Consider the following 26780-nt stretch of genomic DNA (forward strand, 5'->3'; position numbering starts at 1 on the left):
CCGGTGAACCTTTCCGGTCACAGCACTAGGCCCGGTCGCCACCCCCGTCCCCGCGCCACCCCCGTCCCCATTCCCCATCCCCGTCCCACCCGCTCGAACCGCCTCGGCATGCGAAAGGAGAGATACACCGTGGCCGGCGAGATCCCGCAGGCTCAGCCGCCCCCCGAGGTCCCCTCACGCGTCCTGTGGTGGCGATTCAGACGCAACCCGCTGCGTCGCCCCACCGATCTGCTGCAGGGGTGGATCGGCCTTGGTCTGCTGCTGGCCACGGTGGTGGGCACGCCCACCGCCACGCTGCTGGCCGGCCACGCCGCGTACCGCAACCTGCAGCAGACCGCCGAGCACGACTCCCGGACCCGGCACCGCACGACCGCGGTCCTCGAACACGACGCCCCCCGCCATCCGGAACCGGGATCGGACGAGGCGAAGAACGCCGTGTACCCGGTCGCGGTCCGCTACACCGACCTGGACGGCCGCGCACGCGCCGCGAAGGCCGACGCCGAACCCGGACTGCCCGCGGGTAGCAGGATCCATGTCTGGGTCGACGGCGACGGCACGCTCACCGAACCACCCATGACGGCACATCAGATCCGTGACCGCGCCATCGGCTGGGCCCTCCTCACCGCCATGGCCACCGCTCTCACCGGCGGCGGAGCGTACGCCGCCCTCCGCCACAGGCTGGAACGGCGCAACCTCGCCGACTGGGACACGGCATGGGCCGAGACGGCCCCCCGCTGGACCACCTCCATGTGATCCCCGGCCGTGTCCTGGGCCGGTGCGTGGCGGGAACGTGGAGAGGGGGCGTTGCGGGCCGCTCGTGGAGGCCCGCAACGCCCCCTGGCCTCGTACCTGAGGCGTACTCAGGAGTTATGCAGGAGTCGGGGGTTGACTGAATCGTCGCCAGGTCCGAGAACGTGGCCGTCAGTCAGGTGGCTTGGCGCGTGTGAGCCCGAACATGAGTCTCCTCAAGGGTTGCCCGTGGGGGGGCGCTCGGGCGGGGCGATGCACGGGGTCCCGGGACAGACCCCATGTGCCCGGGCGGGCGGCACGTCCTCACGCTAGAAGCCGGAGCGGGTCCTTCCCAATGAGGGAACCCCCTAAGGGAGGTGGGCAGGGTTAACCCTCGATCCCCGCGCGTAAACCAGCCCTTGGGCGTCCGGGTGGAGATCAGCCGGAGCCGCGCCCGGCCGCCAGGCGCACGATGTCCACCCGCGAGCGGATCCCCAACTTGCGGTAGACGCGGGTCAGCGTCGCCTCCACCGTCTTGACGCTGATGAACAGGCGTGCGGCGATCTCACGGTTCATCGCACCCTCCATGACCAGCGCGACGACCTGCCGTTCCGTCGCGGCGAGGGAGTCGAGCGCGGCGGCGGCCAGTGGAGGCCGCGCCGGGCCCGTGACCACGGCCGTCTCCACCTGGCGCAGCCACGGCATCGCGCGGCAGCGGCGGAAGAGACGGGCCGCCTCGTCGTACGACGCCGGTCCCGGCCGCCGGGTGCGCAGATCCGCCAGCGCGTACGCCGCCCGTGCCTCCTCCAGGCCGTAGCCCAGCTTCGCCAGCCGGGCCTGAGCGGACGTCAACCGGCGTGCGGCCGCGTCCGGTTCCCCGCGGGCCGAGCGGACCAGCGCCTCCGCCCGGTCCAGCACCGCGAGCACGCTCTCCCGTCCGAGCCGCAGCGCACCGGTGCGCGTGGCGTCGATGACCTCCTGCGCCTCGGCCGGCTCTCCGATGCCCACCAGGGACTCGGCGAGGTCCCCGTGCCAGCGTCCGCGGGCCGGGTCGGTGATCCCGAGGCCTGCCTCCAACTCCCGTACCCTGCGCAGGGACCGCACCGCCCCCGCCGCGTCCCCGGCCACCAGCCGGGCGTGCCCCAGGGCGGCCAGCGCCCGGGACAGGTACAGCACATCACCGTCCTCCTCGGCGCGGGCCACAGCCTCCCGGGCCAGCGCCAGCGCCCGGTCCACCTCCCCGCCCGCGGCCTCGGCGAGCGAGGTGAGCACGGCGCTCGCGGCCTCCCCGATCCCGGTGTCCCGCGCCAGCCCGAGGCTTTCGTGTGCCAGGGCCAGCGCCCGCCCGCAGTGTCCGGCCCGCAGTTCGGTCTCGGCGAGCCCGCGCAGGAAGTGCATCTCGGCCTCGACGATCCCGCGCCGCCGCGCCTCGCGCAGCAGCGCACTGATCGTCTTGCGTGCCTCGGTCAGCTGATCGCTCATGATCAGCCAGCGGAACCGCGCGGCGCCCGCGCCGTTGTGGTCGCACGCCACCCGAGGGTCCTGCGGCTCGTCCAGGGCCCGTTCGATCGTCGCGGGCGCGTCCGGGTGCCCCATCAGCGTCTCGGTCTGGGCCTGGAAGGCCAGCGCCAGCAGTTCGCCGCGCCGCTCGCCCGCGCGTGCCGCCAGGTCGGCGGCGAGCGCGCCCTCTCTTCGGGCCTGCTCGAAGTCGCCCTGCACGATCAGCGCCCGCCAGGCGAGCCGGTAGTGCACCCGGGTGAGCAGCCGCGGATCGTCGCCCGCGTCCGCCAGCGCCTGTGGGAAGGCCGCGTCGACCCCGGCCATGGCGTGCCCGGCCGCGTCGATCACGACCATCCACGCCCGCACCCGGTCCGCCGGGTCCATCGCATGCGCCAGTACTTCGTGGGCGACATCCCGGGCGAGGTCGGTCTCCCCGGCGGTCAGCGCGTCCTCGGCGGCCTGCAGCCGCCGCTCGTGCGGACCCGGTACGGCGTTCACGGGAGTGTGCCGGGCCGCGAGCAGCCCGAGCCCCGCCGCCACCGACGGGGCGCCCCGGTCCCGGGCCACGGCCGCGGCCTCGCCGAGCTGCGCGGCCACCCGTGGGTCCGTTCCGGTCGACGCCAGCGCGAGATGCCGGGCCCGCTCGATCGGGTCCGAGGCCGCCGTCGACAGTGCGGCGTGCACGGCACGCCGCTCCTGTGCGCTCGCCTCGGCGTACAGCGCGGCCGATATCAGCGGGTGCGCGAACCGGATGCCGGGCGCGTCCGGCTTTGCCACCAGCAGCCCCAGCGCGGCGGCCTGCGCGGTCTCCGCCTCCGCGTTCTCCCGGCCCGCCGCGAGCAGCAGGGCCAGGGTGGGGCGTGCCCCGGCGCTCGCCACGAGCAGGGTGCGGCGCGCATCCTCGGACAGCGCCTCCAGTCGGCCACGGACCAGCGTGCGCAGCGAGGTCGGCACGGGCAGCGGCTCGCCGGGACTCGGCGGAGTCGGGCTCTCGGCGAGGGCACGGCCGAGCTCCAGCGCGAACAGCGGGTTGCCGCCGCTGGTGCGGTGGATGTCGCGGACGGTGGAGCGGGGCAGTCCGGTGTGGCCGCGATGGTCGAGGAGTTCGGCGACCTGTCCGCGCGAGAGCGGGTTGACGCTGACCGGCAGCGTGTCCGGCGGGGACGATCGCAGATAGCGATCGTGCTCCCGGGCCTGCGGCTCGGTGTGCGTGCGCACCGCGCACAGCATCTGCACGGGTGTGCCGCCGAGGCGCCGTGCGGCGAAGCCGAGGAGTTCGGTGCTGGCCGGATCCAGCCACTGGAGGTCGTCGGCGACGATCAGCACCGGGCCGCGGGCGGCGAGCGCACGGAGGGCCGACAGCACCGCGAGCCGCAGCGCGAGTCCGTCCCGCTGCAGCGTGGACTCCCCGCGGCCGGTGAGCGCGGACTCCAGGGCGGTGCGCTGCGGGGCGGGCAGCCGGTCGGCGACCTGGTCCACGACCAGACCGAGGAGGTCGGCCAGGGCCAGGAAGGGAAGATGGGATTCGGACTCGGTCGCCGAGCAGCGCAACACGGTGCGTACCGCTTTGCCGTATTCCGCGGTCAGTGCGCGCAGGACGGTCGACTTTCCTATTCCGGCCGGGCCGTGCACCAGCACACTGCCTCCGCCGGCGAGTTGCTCGCGCGCCCCCGCCAGCAGTTCCTCGCGGCCGATGACCAGGTCGGAGCGGAGCCGCACAGGCTCCTTGACGTCCCGTCGCACGGTCACCACGCCTTCCGAGTGTCGTGTCCTGCGCAATATTAGGCACCTGGTCTTCGGAATTCGGCCAGACCGTGTGGTGAAGGTAATAACACTCGGTCGTTACACGGGAATTCCCGGGAGCGCCGAGTGAATGGCAGGACAGGACGGCAATCCGGAGGAGTGCGGATAGGGGGTGTGTGGTGATCCGCCGGAAGCGGTGCGGGGGAGGGGTGGCAGAGAGACGAAAGACGGCCGGCCGACGAGGGGCCTACGGCAGGATCCCGGCCCGCCGCGCGGCGACCACCGCCTCCCATCTCGTGTGAGCGCCCAACTTCCGCATCGCCGACCGCAGATACGCCTTCACGGTCTCCGGGCGCAGCCCCAGCCGCTCCGCGGTCGCCGCGTTCGTCGCGCCCCCCGCCACACACGACAGGACGTCCACCTCCCGCGGCGCCAGCCCCACCGCCTGTGCCGGGGCCCCGGGGGCGGTCGCACCGGCCAAACGGCCGCACACCTGGAGGAGTTCGGCCCGCACCACCGGGTCCTCCACCCGTTGTGCCAGCGCCCTTAGCGTGCCATGGGCCTCGCGGACCTGCTCCCAGGCCGCACCGGACGGCCCCGCGGGCTCCCGCACTGCCGACAGCAGGGCCTGTGCCTCGTCCCGGACGACCAGCGACTGCTCCACGTCCCGCGCCGCATCCACGGCCGCGCTCAGCGTGCGGTCGCCCAGCGGCTGGGCCGTGCGCAGCGCGCCGTACAGCACGGCGCGGACCCGCCGGCGTACGACCACCGGCACCGCGAGCACGGACTTGATGCCCTCCGTCGCCACCGCCGCGTCGTACTCGTGGCTGATGCGCTGCGATGCCGAGTAGTCCGTCACCGCGCAGGGCCGGGCCAGTACGGCCGCCTTGCCGCCCAGCCCGTTGCCGGTGACGACGGCCAGCGCGCTGAACGCCGTCGTCGCGGTGCCGCTGAGTTCGCTGATCCGGATCTGCGGCCGCCCCGGCTCCACGAGGCCGCCGAAGGCGACCGGCAGCCCCGTCACGCGCCGCAGCCGCACCAGCGCGCCGCGCACCTCCACCGTCTCGGCTGCGTCAGCTGCCACGTGCTCGCCCCTTCATCGCGGCGCACCCCCGTTCGGGGGTGGTGAGATCTGCATCACGGATTACACGATGTGAGGCAGCTGTCCGGCAAGGAGGAGGACACATGACGGCGAACACCGATCCCGCGGCCGCGTTCCGGATCGCGCGGGACTTCCTGCTCGCGCACCGGGAGGACTACGCCACGGCGTACGCGGGCTTCCAGTGGCCGCGTCCGGAGCACTTCAACTGGGCGCTCGACTGGTTCGACGTCATCGCGGACGGCAACGACCGCACAGCGCTCCACATCGTCGAGGAGGACGGCCGCGAGACCCGTCTGTCCTTCGCGGAACTGTCCGCACGCTCGAACCGGGCCGCGAACTGGCTGCGCGAGCGCGGAGTACGCGCCGAGGACCGCATTCTCGTCATGCTCGGCAACCAGGCCGAGCTGTGGGTGACGGCGCTGGCCGCGATGAAGCTGCGCGCCGTGGTCATCCCGGCCACCCCGCTGCTCGGCCCCGCCGACCTGCGCGACCGGGTAGACCGCGGCCGGGTCCGGCATGTGATCGTGCGCGCCGAGGACATCGGCAAGTTCGACGAGGTGCCCGGTGACTACACCCGGATCGCGGTCGGCGGTGCGGGCGGCGACTGGCAGCCGTTCGAGGACATGGAGGCCGCCTCCGCGCTGTTCGCGCCCGACGGCCCCACACTGGCCGACGACCCGCTGATGCTGTACTTCACCTCCGGCACCACCGCACACCCCAAGCTGGTCGAGCACACCCATGTCTCCTACCCCGTCGGCCATCTGGCGACCATGTACTGGGTCGGCCTCAAGCCCGGGGACGTGCACCTCAACATCTCCTCGCCGGGCTGGGCCAAGCACGCCTGGTCGAACCTGTTCGCCCCGTGGAACGCCGAGGCGACCGTTTTCATCCACAACTACACGCGCTTCGACGCGAGTCGGCTGATGGCCGAGATGGACCGGGCCGGCGTGACCACCTTCTGCGCCCCGCCGACCGTGTGGCGCATGCTCATCCAGGCCGACCTCACCCAGCTGCGCACCCCGCCCCGTGAGGCCGTCGCGGCCGGTGAGCCGCTCAACCCCGAGGTGATCGAGCAGGTGCGGCGCGCCTGGGGCGTGACCATCCGGGACGGCTTCGGCCAGACCGAGACGGCCGTGCAGGTTTCCAACAGCCCAGGGCAGCCGCTGAAGACCGGCTCGATGGGCCGTCCCAGCCCGGGCTACCGTATCGAGCTGCTGGATCCGGTGACCGGCGCACCCGGCGTGGGCGAGGGCGAGATCGCCCTGGACCTCTCGGCCCGGCCCGTCGGCCTGATGACCGGCTACCACGGCGACGCCGACCGCACCGCCGCGGCCATGGCGGGCGGCTACTACCGCACGGGCGACATCGGTTCGCGGGACGAGGACGGATACATCACTTACGTCGGGCGGGCCGACGACGTCTTCAAGGCCTCCGACTACAAGATCTCGCCCTTCGAGCTGGAGAGCGTGCTGCTCGAACACGAGGCGGTGGCCGAGGCGGCCGTCGTGCCCGCGCCGGACGAGCTGCGGCTGGCCGTTCCGAAGGCGTACATCGTGCTTGCCGCGGGCTGGGAGCCCGGCCCTGACACCGCGAAGGTCCTCTTCGAGCACTCCCGGGAGACTCTCGCCCCCTACAAGCGCATCCGCCGACTGGAGTTCGGCGACCTGCCCAAGACCGTCTCCGGCAAGATCCGCCGGATCGCACTGCGCGAGGCCACGGCCGCCGGGTCCACGGCGGAGTACCGCGAGGAGGACTTCCGGTGACGGCACTGTCGTACGCCCACGGAACCAGCACCACACCGCTGCTGGGCGACACCATCGGCGCCAACCTCGACCGGGCGGTCGCCGCGTATCCGGACCGCGACGCCCTGGTGGACGTGGAGTCCGGACGCCGCTGGACGTACGCCGAGTTCGGCGCCGCCGTCGACGAGGTGGCGCGCGGACTGCTCGCCAAGGGCGTGTGCAAGGGCGACCGGGTGGGCATCTGGGCGGTCAACTGCCCCGAGTGGGTGCTGATCCAGTACGCCACCGCCCGCATCGGGGCGATCATGGTGAACATCAACCCCGCCTACCGTGCACACGAGTTGGCGTATGTGCTGAAGCAGGCCGGGGTCTCGCTGCTGGTCGCCTCCCTCAGCCATCGGACGAGCGACTACCGCGCTCTCGTCGACGAGGTGCGCGGCGGCTGCCCCGAGTTGCGCGAGACGGTCTACATAGGCGACCCGTCCTGGACCGCACTCACGGCGGGCGCGGTCTCGGTACCGCAGGATCAACTCATCGCCCTGGCCGCAGAGGTGAGCTGTGACGAGCCGATCAACATCCAGTACACCTCGGGCACCACGGGATTCCCGAAGGGCGCCACCCTCTCCCACCACAACATCCTCAACAACGGCTACTGGGTGGGCCGTACGGTCGGTTACACCGAGCAGGACCGGGTTTGTCTGCCGGTGCCGTTTTATCATTGCTTCGGCATGGTAATGGGCAATCTCGGTATCACTTCCCACGGGGCGTGCATCGTCATCCCGGCGCCGTCCTTCGATCCGGCGGCCACGCTGCGGGCGGTTCAGCAGGAGCGCTGTACGTCCCTGTACGGCGTACCGACGATGTTCATCGCCGAGTTGAGCCTCCCCGACTTCGCGACCTACGACCTGTCGTCGCTGCGGACCGGCATCATGGCGGGCTCGCCGTGCCCGGTCGAGGTGATGAAGCGCGTGGTCGCCGAGATGCACATGGAGGAGGTGTCCATCTGCTATGGCATGACGGAGACCTCGCCGGTGTCGCTGCAGACACGCAGGGACGACGACCTGGAGCACCGCACCGCCACGGTCGGCCGGGTCCTGCCGCACATCGAGGTCAAGATCGTCGACCCGGCAACCGGTGTCACCCTGCCACGCGGCTCGGCGGGTGAGCTGTGCACGCGCGGCTACAGCGTGACGCTCGGCTACTGGAACGAGCCCGAGAAGACCGCGGAGGCCGTCGATCCCGGCCGCTGGATGCACACCGGCGATCTGGCGATGATGCGCGAGGACGGCTACGTCGAGATCGTCGGCCGCATCAAGGACATGATCATTCGCGGGGGCGAGAACGTCTACCCGCGCGAGATCGAGGAGTTCCTGTACGCGCACCCGAAGATCGCCGACGTCCAGGTCGTCGGCGTTCCCCACGAGCGGTACGGCGAGGAGGTCCTCGCCTGTGTGATCCCGCGCGACCCGGCCGACGTGCCGACGCTGGAGGAACTGCGGGCCTTCTGCGCGGAGCGGCTCGCGCACTACAAGATCCCCAGCAGGGTTCAGATCCTCGGATCCTTCCCGATGACCGTGTCGGGAAAGGTGCGCAAGATCGAACTGCGGGAGAGGTACGCGGACCGGAGGCCGTCTCCCGTGGTGGGTCCTGACTCCAGGGAATAGCCTGGACCAGCGGGCGCTCCTCATGGGCCGTCCGCTGGTCTGTGCGGGCGTCAGGGGCGGCGGTAAGCCGCCCCGCGCCCCGGCCCGCGTGCCGGAGCGGCGAGGCTCGTGGGAGGCATGATGACCGGGCACACGACAGAGCAGGTCGGGAGCTGGCCGCGACTGCGGGTGGCGGACTGGGCCGAGACCCGCGACACCCTGCAGATGTGGACCCAGATCGTCGGCAAGATCCGGCTGGCCCACGCACCCATGGTCAACCACTGGTGGCAGGTGACCCTTTACGTCAGCCCACGGGGACTGAACACCTCCGCGATCCCGTACCGCACCGGCGCGTTCGATATCGAGTTCGACTTCATTGACCATCGGCTGCGCATACGCGTCAGCGACGGAAGCCTGCGTGAACTGGCGCTGGAGCCCAAATCGGTGTCCCGGTTCTACGCCGAGATCATGCTCGCACTGGCGGAGCTGGGCATCCAGACCCGCATACACGCCCGGCCGAACGAGGTGGCCCCGGCCATCCCGTTCGCGGAGGACTTCCGGCACGCCTCCTACGACCCGCGCTCGGCCCGGCTGTTCTGGGGCCAACTGTTGCAGGCAAACCGGGCGTTGGGGGAGTTCCGGTCCCAGTTCGTCGGCAAGATCAGCCCCGTGCACCTCTTCTGGGGGGCGATGGACCTGGCCTGCACCCGCTTCTCCGGGCGCCCCGCGCCGCCCCATCCCAGCGGCGGCATCCCCAACTGCCCGGACTGGGTGACAACGGAGGCGTACTCCCTCGAGTTGGCCAGTTGCGGATTCTGGCCCGGCGGTGGTGAGGAGGGCGCGTTCTACGCCTACGCCTATCCCGAACCCGCCGGCTTCGCCGACCGTCCGGTCCGCCCCGCCGCGGCGTCGTACCAGCGGGATCTCGGTGAGTTCGTACTGCCCTACGAGGCGGTTGCCGCCGCCGCCGACCCAGACCGGGTGCTGAGTGAATTCCTGCACGACACCTATGAGGCGGTCGCCGAGTTGGGCGGCTGGGACCGGGAGGCGTTGGAGGCGGCCCACATCGCCGACCACCGACACCTCGCCTAGTGCCCCGGCAGGCAACGTTCGCCCGTCAAGGAGCGGCGTCATGGGGACACCTCCCGCTCGAGCGAAGCCGAGAGTGGGGGAGCGTGCTCTGGGGGTCCCCCTGCTCGAAGAGCTTGGAGGAGCGTGCCGGGCGTCGCGACGGGGCGAAGGTTGCCTGCCGGGCCACCAGGTCTAATCCGTCCGGGCGGTGGCGAGGTGGGCGACCACGGATACGACACCGTCGAGGCCCTGGCAGAGGCCCACGACCACCCCGACGAGACGTGGTTGTGATACACGACCCCGCAGGGTGACGATCCCGTCCTGGACCTCGACTGTGACGGTGCCCTGCTCCAGGCCGAGGATGCGCCCGAGGACGTCCCGCTCGACGTCGCTGCGGATCTCGGCGTCGGAGCGGATGAAGGTGTTCAGCAGGTCGCCGCGGGTGACGATGCCGGTGAGGAGCCCTTTGTCGTCTACCACCGGCAGCTGCTTGACGTGTCGTGTGCGGAGTTCCCGTGCGGCCCGGGGGATCGTCCAGTGGGCGCGGGCGGTGAAGGCGGGGCTGCTCATGAGTGCGCCCGCGGTCCGGGCCCGGGCCTTGCCCCAGGCGCGCTCGTCGTCCCCTTCCTGCCCCTGCGGATCGGGCAGGCCGGTCTCGTGCCGCAGTACGTCGGACGCGGACACGACACCGATGGGGGCGCCGTCGTCATCGATGACCGGGGCCGCGGCGATGTCGTTCGTATCCAGCAGGGTGGCGACCTCGTGGATCGGGGTGTCGGGGCCGAGGGTGACGACCTCCTCGGTCATCACGTCACCGACCGTGCGGCGGTGCAGCATGGCATCGGCCTCCTCCGCTTCGCGGCGGGGCCCGCGCCGGCCTCCGCCGCCCTCTCTTCTCTCCATGACAGCACCGCGCCGCCTCGGCGACCAGTGACATTCGGCCTGGCGGGGAGGGCCGACGGTCCCACGTCCAGGGGGCTGCCGGGCCTGCGCTTACGACTCGGTATGGCGCGGGCGCGGCCCGTAGTGGCCGAGGAACATCTCGACCCCGCCGGTGATCAGGCGCTCGGTGAGGCCGTCGTCGATGGCCGTGCCATAGGCGCTGAACACCAGGTGCGGGAAGAGCAGGAGTGAGTACAGCTGGACGATGGCCGCCTCGATGTCGGGGATGTCGAGGCGCCCCTGGTCCACCAGCCGCTGCAGAGCCCCCGCGACGGCGGGGTGATGGCTCTCCGGTCCCGCGTGCTGCCAGACGGCGCCCAGCTCGGGGAAGCGGTGCAGTTCGCGGGCGACGACGGTGCGCAGGGCGAGAACGTCGGGGTTGGCGCGGAGGCCGTGGACCCAGGCGCGGGCGGCGGCGGTGAGCGTCTCCCGCAGGTCGTCGGAAGCTGAGAGCCGGTCGATCGCGGTGACCAGCGCGCCCTCGAGCGGGCCGTCGAGTGAGTCCTTGACGACCCCGATGAACAGGGCTTCCTTGCTGCCGAAGTGGTTGTAGACGGTCACCTTGGACACGCCCGCGACCGCGGCGATCGCGTCCACGCTCACGTCGAAGCCCTCGCGCAGGAACAGCTCCCTGGCTGCCTTGACGATGGCCTGTCGCTTGGCCTCGGCCCGGGGCCCGGCGGGCGCCCGCTTGCCCGCGGGCGTGGCGTTCATGGAGGGCATGGCGTCATCCTACCCGGCATCTGAACTGAACAGTTGAGTTCATATGAACTGATCCGTACAGTTCAGTTGATGGAAGAGCGGGGGAGCCGCACTTCCGCACCCCCTGCGGAGGAATCGCCATGAGCCACACCCATCCGACGGACCATGCCACCGGGCACGCGGCCGAGCCGCCCGGGGCGGCCGACCCCCGCCGCTGGCCGGTACTGGCGCTGCTCTGCGTCGCCCAGTTCATGCTGATCCTGGATGTCACCGTCGTGAACGTCGCCCTGCCCGACATGGCCGCCGAGCTCGGCCTCGGCCGTGAGGCGCTCACCTGGGTGGTCACCTCGTACACCCTGTGCTTCGGCGGACTGATGCTGCTCGGCGGCCGTCTCGCGGACCTGCTGGGCGCCCACCGCACGGTGCTCGCCGGGCTCGCCGTGTTCACCGCCGCCTCGCTCGTCACCGGCCTCGCCACGGGCGCGCCCATGCTGCTGACCGGCCGTGTCTTCCAGGGGCTGGGGGCCGCACTGCTGTCGCCGGCAGCCCTGTCGGTCGTCACGACCAGCTTCCACGGCACGGAACGCAACAAGGCCCTCGGTGTGTGGGCGGCGCTCGGCGGCACCGGATCGGCCGCCGGAGTCCTGGTCGGTGGCGCGCTGACCGACGGACCCGGCTGGCCGTGGGTGTTCTACGTCAACGTACCCATCGGTGTCATCGCTCTCGCGGTCCTGCCCTCGCTGCTCCCGCGCCGCACGCCGCAACCCACGCGGCTCGACCTGCCGGGCGCCCTGCTCGTCACCGCGGGTACCGGGTCGCTCATCTACGGCCTGGTGAAGGCGGGAGACGCGGGCTGGGGGAGCGCGACCGCGCTGCTGCCGCTGCTCGGTGCCTTCGTCCTGTATGCGGCCTTCGCCGCCGTGGAGCGGGCGAGCCGGGTCCCGCTGATGGACCTGCGGATGCTCACCCGGCGCCCGGTGGTCGCGGGCGCGTTTCTGATGCTGGGTGCCACTGCGCTGCTCATCGGTTTCTTCTTCCTGGGTTCGGTCTACCTTCAGCACGTCCGCGGCTTCAGCGCCCTGAAGACAGGTCTCTTCTTCCTGCCCGTGGCCGCGGTGACCGGTATCGGCGCGCACCTCGGCTCGCGTCTGGTCGGCCGGATCGGCAGCCGGGTGACCGCAGTCGGCGGCATGGCGCTCGCGGCAGCCGCCATGGTTCCCCTGGCCTGGCTGTCGGCGGACGGCAGCGTGTACGCGCGGCTGCTGCCCGGCATGGTCGTCGCCTCGCTCGGCGTCGGCGCGGTCTTCGTCACGGCCACCACCACCGCGCTCGCCCTGGTCGCCCCCGAGGAGGCCGGGCTGGCCTCCGGAGTCGTCAACACCTTCCACGAGGTGGGCGGTTCGGTCGGCGTCGCCGTGCTGTCGACCGTCGCCGCCTCCGGAATCGAGGCCGGAGCGGTCACAGGCTTCAGGGACGCCTTCGTTCTCGCTGCCATCGTGGCCGCGGCGAGCGCGCTGGTCTCGCTCGTCCTCGTACCGCACAGCAAGCCGCACAGCACCGGCGGCCCCCATGTGCACTGAGAGCGTGAGCAGTTCGCCACCGGGCGCCCTCGGCCGTCGGCAGCAACCCTCGACGTGACGTCCCCCGGAAGGGGCAGCCATCGTGCGCCCCCGCCGGGCCGATGCCAGGATTGCCCGTAGCCGGCAGCTTGCTGCATGGACCACCGGTGCTGTGCATTTCCCCACTGACCTGACCGAGATGTGGAGAAAACCATGATCAGTAGGCGGCGTGTCCTGCAAGCAGGTGTCGCAGGCGGAACGTCATTTTTACTCGTCTCCGGTCATTCGACTTCGACTCCGCGGGCCCTGCCCGTGGAAGCCGGGGTGCTCGATCCCGCGGCGATAGAGAAGTACGCCGCCGAACTCGTGATACCTGCGGTCATGCCGCCGGACCGCGGGGCGGACCCGGACTCCTACACGATCGCCGTCCGCCAGTTCCGTCAGCAGATGCTCCCCCCGGGCGGACCGGCCACGACGGTGTGGGGATACGGGTCGCCCGGACATCCGGAGACGTTCTACTCCCCCTCCTGCACCGTCGAGGCCACGTGCAACCAGGCAGTCCAGGTGAGGTGGGTCAACCAGCTGGTCGACGCCAACGGCAGGCATCTGCCGCATTTGCTGCCGGTCGATCCCACCCTGCACTGGGCGAACCCGCCGGGCGGAGTCTCGGGGAGGGACTCACAGCCCACGTTCACCTCGACGCCCGGGCCGTACACGGGGCCTGTGCCCATGGTGACCCACCTGCACGGAGGGGCGAACGGCGAAGCGAGCGACGGGTACGCCGAGGCGTGGTACCTGCCCGACGCGCGCGGTATCCCCCGCGACTACGCGCGCGTCGGATCCTTCTACGAAGAGTTCGCGAAGAAGTCCGAGAAGCGGCACGGTGTGCCGTGGGGGCCGGGGGAGGCCGTCTTCCACTACGCCAACCCCGGCCGGGCCACCACGCTGTGGTTCCATGACCACACCCTGGGCCTGACCCGGCTGAACGTGTACGCCGGCATGGCGGGCTTCTACCTGCTGCGCGGTGGGACGTCCGAGCTCGAGGACGGCGTGCTGCCCGGACCCGCGCCGCGGCTCGGGGACCCGCCGGGCAAGCGCTACTACGAGATCCCGATCGTCATCCAGGACCGTTCGTTCCGCGCCGACGGGAGCCTGTTCTACCCGTCGAGCCGGGCGCAGTTCGACGGGTTCAAGGGGCCCTATGTGCCCGGCAGCGACATCGCGCCGATCTGGAACCCGGAGTACTTCGGTACCACGATGGTCTCCAACGGCAGGACGTGGCCGGTGCTACGGGTGGAACCGCGCCGCTACCGGTTCCGGTTCCTCAACGGCTGCAACGCACGCTCCCTGATCCTGAAGACCGTCACCGACCCGGTGGCGCACAGGCCGGCACCGGCGGCGCTTGCCTGGTGGCAGTTGGGAAGCGAGGGAGGCTTCCTGCCCAAGGTCGTTCGACGCGAGGACGTGCTGCTCGCGCCGGCCGAACGCGCCGATGTCATCGTCGACTTCACCTCCTTCCCGGTCGGCACCGAGCTGTACCTGATCAACGAGGGGCCGGACGCCGTGTATACGGGGGGAACGCCCGGGAAGGACTTCGCCGCGGCGAACGCCAAGACCACCGGGCAGGTCATCAAGTTCGTGGTCGGGCCGCTCACCACGGCGGACACGTCGACGCCTCCCGCACAGCTCACACTGCCTCACTTCGAGCCGCTGGGACCGGCCTCCCGTACCCGCCGGGTCAGTCTCAACGAGGTGGCCTCCACCCGTCTGCCGCACGTGAGCGCCCGCCAGGTGCTGCTCGGCACCTTCGACGCACAGGGCAAGCCGAAGCCACTGGGGTGGGGCGACCCCGTCACGGAGAACCCCGCGCAGGGGGCGACGGAGATCTGGGAGATCGTCAACCTGACGAGTGACGCCCACCCCATTCACATCCACGAGATCCAGTTCCAGGTCGTCGACCGGCAAGCGGTCCCGGCGGGAACCCGCCGGCCGCCGGAAGCGTGGGAACGCGGTTTCAAGGACACGGTGTTCGCCTATCCGCACGAAATCACCCGCGTCAAAGTCCACTTCGGTCGGGCAGGCCGGTTCATGTGGCACTGCCACATGCTGGAACACGAGGACAACGAGATGATGCGGCCCTTGCTCGTCGGCCCCGCCTGACATCTGGCGGGCGCGTCTTCGGCCGAGTTCAGGCTCGGGCCCATGCCGTGGGACGAGGAGGGGGCCGCACACCAAGGATGTGCAGCCCCGCCCCGCGGCCTGTGGATCAGAGGCGTCCGCTGTAGTCGGGTGTGGACGCGGTTTGTTGCGGAACCCGTTCTGGCACAGCGTGAGGAAACAGGAAGCCATGGAATCCCACACGGAAACCGTGCCGCGTAGCGGCACGGCAACCCGTGGGACGGCCAGAATCCTCGGGCTTCAGCCCGAGGAGCATGTCAAACCCTGACCTCCTGGCTGCCGACGTCCGCCCTGCAACTGGCGATCGGCGGGCTGCTGCTGATCTTCGGCCTGGTGCGGTGTCACCACCGGGCGGGTTCCGGGCCGGTCCAGCCGGCGGTCCCGACACATGCTTCGTTGCCCTCAGGGTCGGCCAGCACCCAGTGCCCCGGAGCGTGGGCGTCGCTCACCAGGCGGCCACCGGCGGCAATGGCGGCCGCTATGCGCGCTTCCGCCTGGTCATACGGCACCCAGACATCGACGTGAACCCGGTTGCGCTGAGGGCGCGGTGCGTCCATCTCCTGGAAGTAGAACGGCGCCCCGCGACGCTGCGGGTCGATCAAGTCCTCGGGGCTGTTCGCGCGATCGGCATAGCCGAGCAGCGCACGCCAGAACCGCACCACTTCGGGACCGGCAAGAGCATCGACCGTGACCTGGACGGTCTGCACGGCGGACGGGTCCGCCGGGAGTCCGAGCGTGCTCGCCGCGGCCGAGATCTGCCGGGCCAGCTCGACGTCCCGCTCGCTCAGCCCGTAGAAGTCGCTGGTGAGGGTGATCAGACGCACGGTCACGCCGTCGTGTCGCACATCGATGTCCGGGTGGCCGGCATCGACACCGGGCAGCTCGCTGATCGCCTGTACCAGCTTCGCGCCGACGGTCAACGATCCCGTGCGGAAGTACGTGCACGCTCCCTCACCGAGGACTCGCCAGTCCTCCAGGCCGGCGGTCTCATGGAACTGCTGCGGCCTGACACGCTCGATCTTGCTCTCTGCGTAGGTCATGCGAGAAAACCTAGCGGGTGGTACTGACAACACAGTGCCGGCCCGAGGATGACGGTCCACCCCCCACGGACCGCCACCTTCGGGCCGAACCCCGCGGGGCCCGCCGCCCCCGTGCCGGCGGGCCCCGTACGCCGAGAATGTGCCCGCGTCCGGGGGGAGTTGAAGCCTCGCCGCTCGTGTTCAGAGGTTGATTTGAGGGTTGCGTAGACGGCATACGCACGCTGCCGTACACGTACCGCGGCCGAACCCATCGGCGTCGGGCCGCACGTCCTGCCGCCGACTATCCGTCAGGACTCCGATGATGCCAGGGATTTCATTCCTTGCGCAGGGCGCGGACCGCCGTTCGCGGGTGACCTCGTGGCCCGGGTGGAGAAGCCACGGCATGCCCACGCATCTGTGCTGATCGCCGGGGAGGAGTCCGTTAAGGTCGTCTCGGAGCGACCGGGGCACACCGATGCCGCGATGACCCTGAGCGGCCACAGCCCTTTCTTCTCCGAGTCGCAGGAACGGACCAGGGCGGCGGTGGGCCGGGCGTTCGGTGCACTGGCGAGGGGATGTGCCCCGGATGTGCCCTCTCAACCAGGGACTGAGTGAACGCGCAGGTCACAGACGATGCCATGGGGGCACAGTGCGATTGAGAGTGGAATTCACGACCGAGCCCTTCGACCTCGGCGAGGCGCCCGGACACGCGCTGGCGGCCCGCGAAGTCATCGAGACGGCGGACCTGGACGCGGTGGACGTCGGACCCTTCGGCAACACCGCGGAAGGAGGCGCCGACGCGGTCCTCACGGCCGTGGACACCCTGCTGCGCAAGAGCCTGGCAAGCGGCGCCACCCGGATCTCGCTGCAGGTCAACGTGATCGGAGAGGACAAGTGACCGGCGCGCGGAACGAGCCGTTCATCGCGGCTGTGAAGCCACTGGTCGACGCCATGGGCGGCTTGATGCTCCCGCCCGACGAGGCCGGCCCCGACGACGTCGTGCTGTCCTGGGAGGGCGCCGACGTGGTCGCCGTACGCCTGCCGCAACTGGCCGAATCCCTCGACCACATCCTGGCCGCCATGGAACGCAAGAAGGGCAAGCCGCTCGCCGACCTGGACCGCAAGTCCAAGCAGGAGGTCGTACGGACACTGGAGGCGCGGGGTGCCTTCTCCGTACGGCACGGCGTGGAGATTGTGGCGAGCGCGCTCGGGGTCAGCCGCTTCACCGTTTACAACTACCTCAATCGCGAGAAAGAGGCCTGATCAGGTCCTGGTCCCGAGTGACCCGCCGCCGCCCGCACCCGGGCGGCGGCTCTTGTCATCCGAATGGCATCCGAATGCCATCCGAATTTTCAACAGACTGTTGACGCCGTGTTTCCGGCAGCGTTAGCTATCCGCAACCCGCACAGCACGAAGGCCGCCGACCCTGCCACGGAGGCTCCCGTGACCTCGACTTCCACACCCCCGGGCCTGGCCCGGTTCAATGATCTGGACGAGCCGGAGGCCTTCGCCGCCCTCCACGAGACGTGCGCCTCCACGGCGTGGGTACGACGGTTGCTGGTTGCCCGCCCCTACGCCACCAGCACCGACCTCTACGCCGCGAGCGATGCCGCCATGGCCGAGCTGATCACGGCCGACCTGGAGGAGGCGATGGCCGGGCACCCGCCGATCGGCCGCCCCAAGCCCGGAGACCCGGCCTCGGCCCGCGAGCAGCGCGGCATGGCCGGTGCCTCCGCCGAGCTCAAGGCGGAGATGCTCGAACTCAACCTGGCGTACCAGGAGAAGTTCGGGCATGTCTTCCTGATCTGCGCGACCGGCGGGACCGGCGAACAGATGCGCGACGCGGTCAGGGAACGGATCGGCAACGCGCCGGAGCGGGAACGGGAGATCGTCCGCACCGAACTGGGCAAGATCAACCGCATCCGACTGGCCCGACTCGTCGAAGAGGACGCCCGAGCATGAGCACCAGCACCACCGCCTCCGTGTCCACCCACGTCCTGGACACCAGCGCCGGCCGCCCCGCCGGGGGTATCGCCGTCCGGCTCGCCGCCCGCAGCGGGCGTGACGCGGACTGGCAGGCACTCGGCGGCTCCACCACCGACGCCGACGGGCGGTGCAAGGACCTCCCGGCCCTGCCGGAAGGAACGACCCACGTACGGCTCGACTTCGCCGTGGAGCCGTACTTCGAGAAGAACCGAGCCGATGCGCAGCAGGACGCCCCCGCGAATCGGGACAGCGGTGCCCGAGGAGCGTTCTTCCCGGAGGTGGCGGTCACGTTCGCCGTGGCAGCGGGGGAGCACCACCACGTACCGCTGCTGCTCAACCCGTTCGGCTACTCCGTTTACCGAGGGAGCTAGCAGACACATGGCAGCCCATTCCCGCTCTGCCCGCCCTGTGATCCTGGGACAGAACCAGTACGGCAAGGCCGAGAACCGAGTCGTGAAGATCACGAGGGACGGCGCCACCCACCACATCAAGGACCTGAACGTATCGGTGTCGCTCTCCGGTGACATGGAGGAGGTCCACTACTCCGGCTCCAACGCCAACGTCCTGCCGACCGACACCACCAAGAACACGGTGTACGCGTTCGCCAAGGAGCACGGCATCGAGTCCGCCGAGCAGTTCGGCATCCACCTCGCCCGGCACTTCGTCACCTCGCAGGAGCCGATCCACAGGGCCCGCATCCGCATCGAGGAATACGCCTGGGCACGGATCGAGACCTCCGACGCCGATTCCAGGCCCATCGGCGCCGACGAGGCGAAGCACTCCTTCGTCCGCAAGGGCCAGGAGACCCGCCTGACCCAGATCACGTATGACGGATCGTCATGGGAGGTCATCTCCGGTCTCAAGGACCTCGTAGTGATGAACTCGACCAACTCCGAGTTCTGGGGGTACATCAAGGACAAGTACACGACACTCCCCGAGGCGCACGACCGCATCCTGGCCACCCAGGTCTCCGCCCGCTGGCGGTTCAACTGGGGTGACGACGACCAGGAGATGCCCCACTGGGACACGGCCTACGAGCAGACCAAGAAGCACATGCTCCAGGCGTTCGCGGAGACCTACTCCCTTTCGCTGCAGCAGACGCTGTACCAGATGGGCGCGCGCATCATCGACAACCGCACTGAGATCGACGAGGTCCGCTTCTCGCTCCCGAACAAGCACCACTTCCTGGTGGATCTGCAGCCGTTCGGGCTGAAGAACGCCACCGCCGACGGAGCTGTGTACTACGCCGCCGACCGCCCCTACGGTCTGATCGAGGCCACCATCCTCCGGGACGGCTGCGAGGCGAGGATCCCCGTCGACCTCACCAACCTGTAACGACCTGGGGAGCAATAGGGAGTGGGTGAAGGAGCGGCGTCCGGTGCGGTCGATCGCAAGGCGCCGGAAGGTCCTCGTAGCGGAGCTACCAGGACTTTTCGGCAACGCCGTGAGCGGCCGTGCCGGACGCCGCGACGCTGCTCCCTGTTGCTCCCCAGTTCGTAAGCGTCCGTGGGTGCCCCCGACCGTCGGGGGCACCCACCCCGTCGGCACCCGGGCGGGTCCCGGACCCGGCTTCCGGGCCGCGGCACTCGAACTCCCAGGGTCCTGCCGTGCCCTCTCCACAGAGCGAAAAGGACCAACCATGGCAGCAACCCGGCGCATCGTCATCGAGAACTGCTCGATCGCGACCGTGGACGTCGCGGACACCGAGTACGCATCGGGGTACCTCGTCGTCGCCGGCAACCGCATCGAGGCGGTCGGTGCGGGCAAGGCCCCCGAGGGCCTGGAGAACGTCGTGCGCCGCATCGACGCCTCCGACCACCTGGTGACCCCCGGCCTGGTCAACACCCACCATCACTTCTACCAGTGGATCACCCGGGGTCTGGCCACGGACCACAACCTCTTCGACTGGCTCGTCGCGCTGTACCCGACCTGGGCGCGCATCGACGAGGAGATGGTGTACGCGGCCGCGCAGGGTTCCCTGGCGATGATGGCCCGCGGCGGCGTCACCACCGCCATGGACCACCACTACGTCTACCCGAAGGGAACCGGCGACCTGTCCGGCGCCATCATCCGCGCCGCCCGCGAGACGGGAGTCCGCTTCACCCTCGCCCGCGGCTCCATGGACCGCGGCGCATCGGACGGCGGTCTGCCGCCGGACTTCGCCGTGGAGACCCTGCAGGGCGCACTGGCCGCCACCGAGGCCACCATCGACGAGCACCACGACGCCTCCTTCGACGCCATGACCCAGGTGGCCGTTGCCCCTTGCTCCCCGTTCTCCGTCTCGACCGAACTCCTCAAACAGGCCGCCGAGTTGGCGCGGGTAAAAGGCGTACGGCTGCACACCCACGGCTCGGAGACGGTGCAGGAGGAGAAGTTCTGCCGCGAGCTGTTCGGCATGGGCCCGACGGACTACTTCGCGTCCACCGGCTGGCTCGGCGAGGACGTGTGGATGGCGCACTGCGTCCACATGAACGACTCCGACATCGCCGCCTTCGCCCGTACCGGGACGGGCGTCGCCCACTGCCCGTCGTCCAACGCCCGCCTGGCGGCCGGTATCGCCCGCGTACCCGACATGCTCGCCGCCGGCGTCCCGGTCGGCCTCGGCGTCGACGGCACCGCGTCCAACGAGTCCGGCGAACTCCACACCGAACTGCGCAACGCCCTCCTCATCAACCGCCTGGGCGCCCATCGCGAGACTGCCCTGAACGCCCGTCAGGCGCTACGTCTCGGCACCCACGGCGGTGCCCAAGTCCTGGGCAGGGCAAACGAGATCGGCTCCCTGGAACCGGGCAAGCTGGCCGACCTGGTGCTGTGGAGGCTGGACACGCTGGCCCACGCCGCGATCGCCGATCCGGTGACCGCGCTGGTCTTCGGCGCGGCGGCCCCGGTCACGCTCTCGCTCGTAGGCGGTGAGCCGGTCGTGGAGAACGGCAGGCTGGTGCATGTCGACGAGGACGCGATCGCCCGCTCCACGCGGGCAGAGGCGCGACGCCTCGCGCGGATCGCCGCACGGGACCTGAGCAGATGAAGGACCCCGGCCGGGAGGGACAGCTCCCGGCCGGACGTGCCGCCTACCGGAGAACCGCCGTGCCGTTCGCAAACGGCGGCACCTTCCACGAGTACGGCTGCGGTCGGTGCCATGCGGCGGGCCTCACCGTGAGGTGACCATGCTGTCCTCAGGTCCGGTCGGCATGTCCCGTAGTTTGCCGACGGGGGACAGAATGATCGGGATCAGCATCACCGCGGAGATCAGGCCCGCGATCCACAGAGCACCATGGAGTCCCGCCACTGCCGCCAGCAGACCGCCGACAGGACCTCCCAGCGCGCCGCCGCCGTAGAGCAGCATGCGCATGGCAGCCGTCATCCGTCCCATCAGGTGCTGGGGAGTGATGGTCTGGCGCAGGCTCACGATGAGCACGTTCGAGACGCTGCTGCCGAAGTACTCCATGAAGAACGAGGCCACGAACAGGACCACGACCAGCCAGCGAGGACCGGCGGCAGCCGGAATCAGCAAGGGGCCGAGGAAGATGATCGAGACCGACACCCGATAGGTGGTTCCCACGCTCAACCGGCGCACCACCATGCCGGACACCAGTGCGCCGAGCAGGCCTCCCACGGCGGCCGCGCCCATGATGAAGCCGACCGCGGCGGCGGACAGCTCTCTGTCGCGGACGGCGTACAGCAGGAACAGCGACTGCACCATGGTGAGCAGGAAGTTGCAGGAGCAGCCGACGAGCCCGATGGCACGCAGCCACCGGTTGCCGAACACCCAGCGCAGGCCCTCGGCGAGTTCGGCGCGCAGGTGTCGTCTTGACCGGGGGGCCTTTGGGGTGGGCTCGGGTGTCCTGATGGCGATCAGGGACAGTACCGAGGCGGCGTACGTGAAGGCGTTGGCGGTCATGGCGAAGGGCGCCGAGAACGCGCTCACCAGTGTGCCGGCCACACCTGGACCGGCGATGTCCGCCGACGAGAGCGTGGCATTGAGCTTGGTGTTGGCCTCCAGCAGGCTGCGCCGGTCCTTCACCAGTACGGGAACGTACGACATCCAGCTGACGTCGAAGAGCACCGAAGCCACCCCCACGCCGAGGGCCAGCGCGTACAGCAGCGGGAGCGTCAGCAGGTCGAAGTGGTAGAGGACGGGTACCAGGCCGATCAGCACCATCCTGGCCAGGTTGGCACCCAACATCACCGGGCGCTTGCGTATCCGGTCCACCCAGACACCGAAGACGAGGGCGAGTCCGAGGAACGGCACCAGCTGGGCGAACCGCAGCAGGCCGAGTTGCTCGGCCCCCACTTCGAAGACCAGCACGGCGGTGAGCGGGAGCGCGAGATTGGTGACCTGGGTGCCGTAGAGGGAAAACGCCTCGCCCGCCCAGAACACCAGGAAGTCCCGGTTGCGCCAGAGCGAGGGTGGCGGGCCCTCCGGCTCGGCTCCGGCGACCGCTCCGGAGTGGGTGGTGTGCTCCGTCATGCCGAAGTCACCTCTCGTAGGGCCTGGTTGACGATATGGCCGATCGCGGTCAGCCCTTCGCCTTGCCATATGGAGTGGTGATCGCCGAGCACCGTGTACTCGGTCAACCGACTCAGATGAGGACTCCAGTCCAGCAGCCGGTCGTCCGACTCCGCGGCCTTGATGACGACCGCGGGCCCGTGGTGAACCCCCTCCAAGGGGTGCTGCCGCAAGGCTGAGACATGCGTGCGGAAGAGGGCGTAGCGCTCCAGCAGGAACTCCGCGTCGAACTCCTCGGGAACGACGCCTTCGCGCTCCACCGCGGTGAACAGCTCCAGCGGTTGTGCCCCTGGCGGCAGACCCGACGCAGCCTTGTCGACGCCGGGCGCCCGGTCGCTCGTGACGCCGAGGAAGTCGTACAGGAAGTAGCGCGCCAGGGTCTCCTCGGGCGGCAGCGGCGCCGACTGCGGTACCGCCGCGTCGACGATGACGAGCAGTGGCACCTCCTCCGCCGCGGCGGACAGCAGCCGGGCCATCTCGTAGGCGACGACTCCGCCGAGCGACCAGCCGAGCAACCGGTAGGGGCCGTGTGGGCGGGTTGCCCTGAGGGTGGCCGTGTGCAGTTCGGCCAGCTTCCGGATAGACCCGGCGGGCTCCAAGACGCCGTCGAAACCGGGCGCTTCGAAGCCGAACACCGGACGATCCGCGTCAAGTTCGCCGGTCAGACCTGCGTAGCAGTACGGCGATCCGGAGACCGGATGGACGCAGTGGAGAGGGGACAGGCTGCCCGTCGCCCGGAGAGGTACGAGACTGTCGGCGGAGGGCTCGATCACTGTGCCGACGCTCCTTTCGCGGTCGGTGCCGGCTGTGCGAGCCGCTGGTCGATGACGGAGGCGAGGGCGCTGACAGTGCGGTTGTCGTACAGCAGACGTACGGACAGTTTCGCCACTGACCTGAACGTATGTGCCTTGGCCGCGATCGTCGCGGGGCTCGGCGTGCCCTGCGACTGGGGGAAGACGGCTCGCCGCATCAGCCGGGCGAGGGGGGTGCGGCCGTCGGGGCCGAGCGCCGTGCACTTTCGGCCGACGACGATCAGGCCCCCGCGAGGCCCGTCCAGAAACCGGCCCCTCCGGCGCGACAGCGAAGCACGCGCCGCGCCGGAGGCGCACTGACGGGAGTCCCGGGACGGCAGTACCGCCCGCGAGGGGTCAAGCACGCGCAGCCCCCGCCTTCTTGGCCTCCGTCAGCGCGTCGATGGCCGTGGCGACCGTGGCGACCGTGGCGCCGTTGTACAGCAGACGGACGTTGACCTTGACGCCGAAGTGCTTGTTGAGCCGACTCACGACACGCATCGCCTGCAGCGAGTTGCCCCCTAGCTCGAAGAAGTTGCTGTCAGAGCCGACCTGCGGAATGGACAGCACAGCATCGAACACCTCGGCCACCTTCTTCTCGGTCGCGGTCACCGGGGCGACGAAGCTCGCTGCGCCGTCGGCCGCAGACACAGGAGCCGGGAGCGCGGCGCGGTTGATCTTGCGTGCCGGAGTCAGCGGGAACTCCGACAGCTCCACCCAAGCCGTCGGCACCATGTACTCGGGCATCGTGCGGCCCAGGTGCTCGCGGAGTTCGGCGACGGTCGGCGGGGTGTCGCCGAGCACGGTGTAGTAGGAGACGAGCTGCTTCTCTCCGCCGTCCTCGCGCAACAGGACCAGGGCCATGCGCACCTTCGGATGGTTCAGCAGCCCGGACTCGATCTCACCGAGTTCGATGCGGAGCCCCCGCAGCTTCACCTGGTTGTCCAGCCGGCCGATGAAGTCGATCTGCAAATCGCGCGTCCAGCGCACCAGGTCACCCGTGCGGTAGACCCGGCCCTCACCCAGGAAGGGGTCGGGGACGAACTTCTCCTCCGTCAACTCCGGCAGATTGAGATAGCCGCGCGCCAGGCCCTCGTCGCCGCCGATCAGCAATTCGCCCGGGACTCCTACCGGTACCAGGTTGAACTCCTTGTCGACCACGTAGTGCAGTCGGCCGAATTCGGGCCGGCCGATGGGAGGCGACGACTGCCACTCCTTGTGCTCGCACAGGTACTCGGTGGTCGCCACCGAAGCCTCCGTGGGGCCGTAGAGGTTCACGAACTTCCGGCCCGGCAGATTCCACTTGTTGACCAGCTCCGCAGGCAGCGCCTCCGCGCCACCCATTATGTACTTCAGATCCGGGTACGGCCCCGGTTCGACCACGGACAGGATCGCAGGCGACAGACCGGCGTACGTGACCCGCTGCCCACGCATCAGAGCGGCCAGGGACTCCGGCGAGGAGGCGTCCTCCGGCGCCACCAGCACCAGCGTCGAGCCACTGATCAGACCAGCGAAGATCTCACCCTGGGACATGTCGAAGGTCAGCGCCGGCAGCTGCAGGAGCCGATCCTCGTGATTCCACTCGCCGAAGCTGCGCCGGTAGGCCTCGATGAACATGCGCAGACCGCGCTGCTCGATCACCACGCCCTTGGGCCGCCCGGTCGACCCGGAGGTGTAGAGGACGTAGACCATGGAGGCCGGAGCCGCCCATTCCTCAAGCGGTTCGTCGTCCGGCTGCGCTTCGATGAGGTCCCAGTCGGCGTCGATCCGTACGCTTTCCCAACCGCATGAGTCCGGCAGGTCCCCCAGCGCGGCCTCCCGCGTGATGACCAGTGGTGTTTGGGTGTCCTGCAGCATGTGGTTCAGACGGGCGTTGGGGTGCGTGGGATCGATGATCGTGTAGGCCGCGCCGGACACCATGACGCCCAGGATCGCCACCAGCGCGTCCAGGTCGCGGTCCATCGCGATGGCCACGACATCCTCGTGCCGCACACCCCGGGAGCGGATGTACCGAGCGAGCTTGCCGGCGCGGCGCATCAGCTCGCCGTAGGTCATCTCCACCCCGCGGCAGACGGCCGCGACCAGGTCGGGGTGCTCCTCGGCGATCCGCGCGACGGTCGCGTGCACCGGCTCGGTCGGATAGGCGAAGTCGGGGCCTCGCCCCGCCGCCAGAAGCTCGCGGCGCTCCGCCTCGGGCAGCAGCGGCAGCGCGGAGACCGGGGTGTCCGGGGAGGCCGCGGCCGCGGCGAGCGCTGTCTGGAGGTGCCCGACGAGGGCTTCGATCCGCCAGCGGTCGTAGAGGTCCGTGGCGAACTCGACGATCAGCAGCAGCCGTTCGGCACCTTCCACGAAGCTGAACGACAGGTCGAACCGTGAGCGGGTGCCGGCCACCGCGATCGACTCGGTCGTCAGTCCCGTCAGCTCCAGCGAGTAGCCGGTGGTCGTATCGCCGAGCAGCTGGCAGGCGATCTGGAACAGCGGGTTGCGGCCCGCCTCCCGGGTCGGCTGAACCCGGTCCACGACATGGTCGAACGGCACGTCCTGGTTGTCGTGCATGTCGAGATTCGTGTCGGAGATGCGCTCCAGCAGCTCGGTGAACGTGACATCACCGGACAGGTCGGAACGCAGCACCGTCATGTTGATGAACAGACCGACGACGTCCTCGAGGTCGGGGTCGGTGCGGCCGAGCATGGGCACTCCGAGGGCGATGTCGTCCTGCCCGCTGTACCGGCTCAGTACGACGTTCAGCGTCGCGGCCAGCACCATATAGACGGACACGCCCGCCTCATTGGCCAAGCCGCGTGCCTTCGTGAGCAGTTCGGCGGGAAAGTCGACCTCGAAGGTCTCGCCGTTCTGCGTGGGCTGCGCCGGCCGGATCCGGTCGGCGGGCAGTTCCAGCGCCTCGAGACCGGCCAGCCGTTCCTCCCAGAACTTCAGCTCGTCCTCCCACACACCGTCGGCCCGCTGTGTGCGCTGCCGCTTGACGTGGTCGCCGTAGCCGACGGACAGCTCCGGGAGCGAGGGTGCCCGGCCCGCGGTGAAATCCCCATAGGCCTGGGAGATCTCCCGGCTGATCACACCGCCGGACCACCCGTCGGTGACGATGTGGTGGAAGCCCAGGCAGAGCACATGTTCGTCGGTGCCCATCCGGAACAGTTGGAACCGGGAGATCGGCCCCGCGGCCAGATCGAAGGGGGTGTCGGCTTCCGTCTCCAGCGCCTGGCGCAGGGCGCCTTCCCGCTCCTCGGGGGCCATAGCGCTGAAGTCCCGGATCGGCAGTGGCCGATCCTTGGCCGGTGACACCACCTGATAGGGGACACCGTCTGTCGCGTGGAAGGTCACCCGCAGCTGCTCATGGCGCGCCACCAGCAGGTTGAGTGCGCGTTCCAGGGCGGGCACGTCCAACGGACCGCGTAGGCGGTAGACCGAGACGACGTTGTAAGTGGTCTCTCCTGGACTCATCTGGTCCAGGAACCACAGCTGCTCCTGTCCGAAGGACAGGGGGAAGCGCGACTCGACGGCGTGCGGCGTGCTCATCGTCACAGAACTCCATTCGGCTGTTC

The 26780-nt window shown here is 70.0% G+C and carries 21 protein-coding genes; 12 read left to right on the forward strand and 9 right to left on the reverse strand.

Going from position 1 to position 26780, the window contains the following annotated elements; genetic code table 11:
- Nucleotides 1-129 precede the first annotated feature (129 nt).
- Nucleotides 130-753 (forward strand): Rv1733c family protein, encoded by a 624-nt coding sequence (locus BIV24_RS25820; RefSeq protein ID WP_071368847.1) that lies wholly within the window; start codon nucleotides 130-132, stop codon nucleotides 751-753.
- Nucleotides 754-1167: 414 nt separating this feature from the next.
- Here BIV24_RS25820 and BIV24_RS25825 read toward each other — a convergent pair whose 3' ends face one another.
- Nucleotides 1168-3978, reverse strand: a complete 2811-nt coding sequence (locus BIV24_RS25825) for a helix-turn-helix transcriptional regulator (protein ID WP_071368895.1) — start codon at nucleotides 3976-3978, stop codon at nucleotides 1168-1170.
- Nucleotides 3979-4219: 241 nt separating this feature from the next.
- Nucleotides 4220-5056 (reverse strand): helix-turn-helix transcriptional regulator, encoded by an 837-nt coding sequence (locus BIV24_RS25830; protein WP_071368848.1) that lies wholly within the window; start codon nucleotides 5054-5056, stop codon nucleotides 4220-4222.
- A gap of 101 nt (nucleotides 5057-5157) precedes the next feature.
- On the opposite strand from BIV24_RS25830, the gene BIV24_RS25835 reads away from it, so the two are divergent.
- From BIV24_RS25835 to BIV24_RS25845, 3 genes are all read left to right on the forward strand, one after another.
- Nucleotides 5158-6837, forward strand: coding sequence for an AMP-binding protein (locus BIV24_RS25835; RefSeq protein ID WP_071368849.1), 1680 nt, complete (start codon nucleotides 5158-5160; stop codon nucleotides 6835-6837).
- Nucleotides 6834-8480 (forward strand): AMP-binding protein, encoded by a 1647-nt coding sequence (locus BIV24_RS25840; RefSeq protein ID WP_071368850.1) that lies wholly within the window; start codon nucleotides 6834-6836, stop codon nucleotides 8478-8480. The genes BIV24_RS25835 and BIV24_RS25840 overlap by 4 nt, the downstream gene beginning before the upstream one ends.
- 120 nt (nucleotides 8481-8600) lie before the next feature.
- Nucleotides 8601-9551 (forward strand): DUF5996 family protein, encoded by a 951-nt coding sequence (locus BIV24_RS25845; protein WP_071368896.1) that lies wholly within the window; start codon nucleotides 8601-8603, stop codon nucleotides 9549-9551.
- 171 nt (nucleotides 9552-9722) lie between these two features.
- On the opposite strand, the gene BIV24_RS25850 is transcribed toward BIV24_RS25845, so the two are convergent.
- Nucleotides 9723-10367 carry a CBS domain-containing protein gene (locus tag BIV24_RS25850; protein WP_071368851.1) on the reverse strand — a complete coding sequence of 215 codons (645 nt, stop codon included), beginning with the start codon at nucleotides 10365-10367 and terminating at the stop codon, nucleotides 9723-9725.
- A gap of 156 nt (nucleotides 10368-10523) precedes the next feature.
- Complete coding sequence (locus tag BIV24_RS25855; RefSeq protein ID WP_342745277.1) at nucleotides 10524-11195, reverse strand: TetR/AcrR family transcriptional regulator; 672 nt, start codon at nucleotides 11193-11195, stop codon at nucleotides 10524-10526.
- A 119-nt stretch (nucleotides 11196-11314) separates the two neighbouring features.
- On the opposite strand from BIV24_RS25855, the gene BIV24_RS25860 reads away from it, so the two are divergent.
- Both BIV24_RS25860 and BIV24_RS25865 read left to right on the forward strand, forming a co-directional pair.
- Nucleotides 11315-12754: an MFS transporter gene (locus tag BIV24_RS25860; protein ID WP_071368852.1), complete on the forward strand. Its 1440-nt coding sequence runs from the start codon at nucleotides 11315-11317 to the stop codon at nucleotides 12752-12754.
- 303 nt (nucleotides 12755-13057) lie between these two features.
- Nucleotides 13058-14893, forward strand: a complete 1836-nt coding sequence (locus BIV24_RS25865; RefSeq protein ID WP_218149338.1) for a multicopper oxidase family protein — start codon at nucleotides 13058-13060, stop codon at nucleotides 14891-14893.
- Nucleotides 14894-15252: 359 nt separating this feature from the next.
- Here the strand turns inward: BIV24_RS25865 and BIV24_RS25870 are convergent, their stop codons facing one another.
- Nucleotides 15253-15951 (reverse strand): VOC family protein, encoded by a 699-nt coding sequence (locus tag BIV24_RS25870; protein WP_071368853.1) that lies wholly within the window; start codon nucleotides 15949-15951, stop codon nucleotides 15253-15255.
- A 628-nt stretch (nucleotides 15952-16579) separates the two neighbouring features.
- Between BIV24_RS25870 and BIV24_RS25875 the strand changes: the two genes are divergently transcribed.
- The 6 genes from BIV24_RS25875 (at nucleotide 16580) to BIV24_RS25900 (ending at nucleotide 20944) form a co-directional block, all read left to right on the forward strand.
- Complete coding sequence (locus BIV24_RS25875; RefSeq protein ID WP_071368854.1) at nucleotides 16580-16828, forward strand: hypothetical protein; 249 nt, start codon at nucleotides 16580-16582, stop codon at nucleotides 16826-16828.
- A complete protein-coding gene (locus tag BIV24_RS25880) occupies nucleotides 16825-17193 on the forward strand; it encodes a helix-turn-helix domain-containing protein (protein ID WP_071368855.1) in 369 nt (122 codons plus the stop codon). Before BIV24_RS25875 ends, BIV24_RS25880 begins: the two co-directional genes overlap by 4 nt.
- 180 nt (nucleotides 17194-17373) lie before the next feature.
- Nucleotides 17374-17892 (forward strand): 2-oxo-4-hydroxy-4-carboxy-5-ureidoimidazoline decarboxylase, encoded by a 519-nt coding sequence (gene uraD, locus BIV24_RS25885; protein WP_071368856.1) that lies wholly within the window; start codon nucleotides 17374-17376, stop codon nucleotides 17890-17892.
- Nucleotides 17889-18287, forward strand: a complete 399-nt coding sequence (gene uraH / locus BIV24_RS25890; protein ID WP_071368857.1) for a hydroxyisourate hydrolase — start codon at nucleotides 17889-17891, stop codon at nucleotides 18285-18287. The genes uraD and uraH overlap by 4 nt, the downstream gene beginning before the upstream one ends.
- Before the next feature lie 7 nt (nucleotides 18288-18294).
- Entirely contained in the window at nucleotides 18295-19251 is a 957-nt protein-coding gene (pucL, locus tag BIV24_RS25895) for a factor-independent urate hydroxylase (RefSeq protein ID WP_071368858.1), read from the forward strand.
- A 304-nt stretch (nucleotides 19252-19555) separates the two neighbouring features.
- Nucleotides 19556-20944, forward strand: a complete 1389-nt coding sequence (locus BIV24_RS25900) for an 8-oxoguanine deaminase (protein ID WP_071368859.1) — start codon at nucleotides 19556-19558, stop codon at nucleotides 20942-20944.
- Nucleotides 20945-21067: 123 nt separating this feature from the next.
- Here BIV24_RS25900 and BIV24_RS25905 read toward each other — a convergent pair whose 3' ends face one another.
- The 4 genes from BIV24_RS25905 to BIV24_RS25920 are packed head-to-tail and all read right to left on the reverse strand — an operon-like array spanning nucleotide 21068 to nucleotide 26754.
- Nucleotides 21068-22387 (reverse strand): MFS transporter, encoded by a 1320-nt coding sequence (locus BIV24_RS25905; protein WP_071368860.1) that lies wholly within the window; start codon nucleotides 22385-22387, stop codon nucleotides 21068-21070.
- Nucleotides 22384-23199, reverse strand: a complete 816-nt coding sequence (locus BIV24_RS25910; RefSeq protein ID WP_071368861.1) for a thioesterase domain-containing protein — start codon at nucleotides 23197-23199, stop codon at nucleotides 22384-22386. Before BIV24_RS25910 ends, BIV24_RS25905 begins: the two co-directional genes overlap by 4 nt.
- Complete coding sequence (locus BIV24_RS25915) at nucleotides 23196-23582, reverse strand: hypothetical protein (RefSeq protein WP_071368862.1); 387 nt, start codon at nucleotides 23580-23582, stop codon at nucleotides 23196-23198. Before BIV24_RS25915 ends, BIV24_RS25910 begins: the two co-directional genes overlap by 4 nt.
- Nucleotides 23575-26754: a non-ribosomal peptide synthetase gene (locus BIV24_RS25920; protein ID WP_071368863.1), complete on the reverse strand. Its 3180-nt coding sequence runs from the start codon at nucleotides 26752-26754 to the stop codon at nucleotides 23575-23577. Before BIV24_RS25920 ends, BIV24_RS25915 begins: the two co-directional genes overlap by 8 nt.
- Nucleotides 26755-26780 lie beyond the last annotated feature (26 nt).

The organism is Streptomyces colonosanans, assembly GCF_001866645.1.
GTDB classification, from domain to species: Bacteria; Actinomycetota; Actinomycetes; order Streptomycetales; family Streptomycetaceae; genus Streptomyces; species Streptomyces colonosanans.

Bases quoted from the DNA above. Each gene is read 5' to 3' on its own strand.
- BIV24_RS25835 (WP_071368849.1), top strand. From the start codon at position 5,158: ATGACGGCGAACACCGATCCCGCGGCCGCGTTCCGGATCGCGCGGGAC.
- BIV24_RS25845 (WP_071368896.1), top strand. From the start codon at position 8,601: ATGACCGGGCACACGACAGAGCAGGTCGGGAGCTGGCCGCGACTGCGG.
- BIV24_RS25850 (WP_071368851.1), bottom strand. From the start codon at position 10,367: ATGCTGCACCGCCGCACGGTCGGTGACGTGATGACCGAGGAGGTCGTC.
- BIV24_RS25855 (WP_342745277.1), bottom strand. From the start codon at position 11,195: ATGCCCTCCATGAACGCCACGCCCGCGGGCAAGCGGGCGCCCGCCGGG.
- BIV24_RS25860 (WP_071368852.1), top strand. From the start codon at position 11,315: ATGAGCCACACCCATCCGACGGACCATGCCACCGGGCACGCGGCCGAG.
- BIV24_RS25870 (WP_071368853.1), bottom strand. From the start codon at position 15,951: ATGACCTACGCAGAGAGCAAGATCGAGCGTGTCAGGCCGCAGCAGTTC.
- uraH (WP_071368857.1), top strand. From the start codon at position 17,889: ATGAGCACCAGCACCACCGCCTCCGTGTCCACCCACGTCCTGGACACC.
- pucL (WP_071368858.1), top strand. From the start codon at position 18,295: ATGGCAGCCCATTCCCGCTCTGCCCGCCCTGTGATCCTGGGACAGAAC.
- BIV24_RS25900 (WP_071368859.1), top strand. From the start codon at position 19,556: ATGGCAGCAACCCGGCGCATCGTCATCGAGAACTGCTCGATCGCGACC.
- BIV24_RS25905 (WP_071368860.1), bottom strand. From the start codon at position 22,387: ATGACGGAGCACACCACCCACTCCGGAGCGGTCGCCGGAGCCGAGCCG.
- BIV24_RS25920 (WP_071368863.1), bottom strand. From the start codon at position 26,754: ATGAGCACGCCGCACGCCGTCGAGTCGCGCTTCCCCCTGTCCTTCGGA.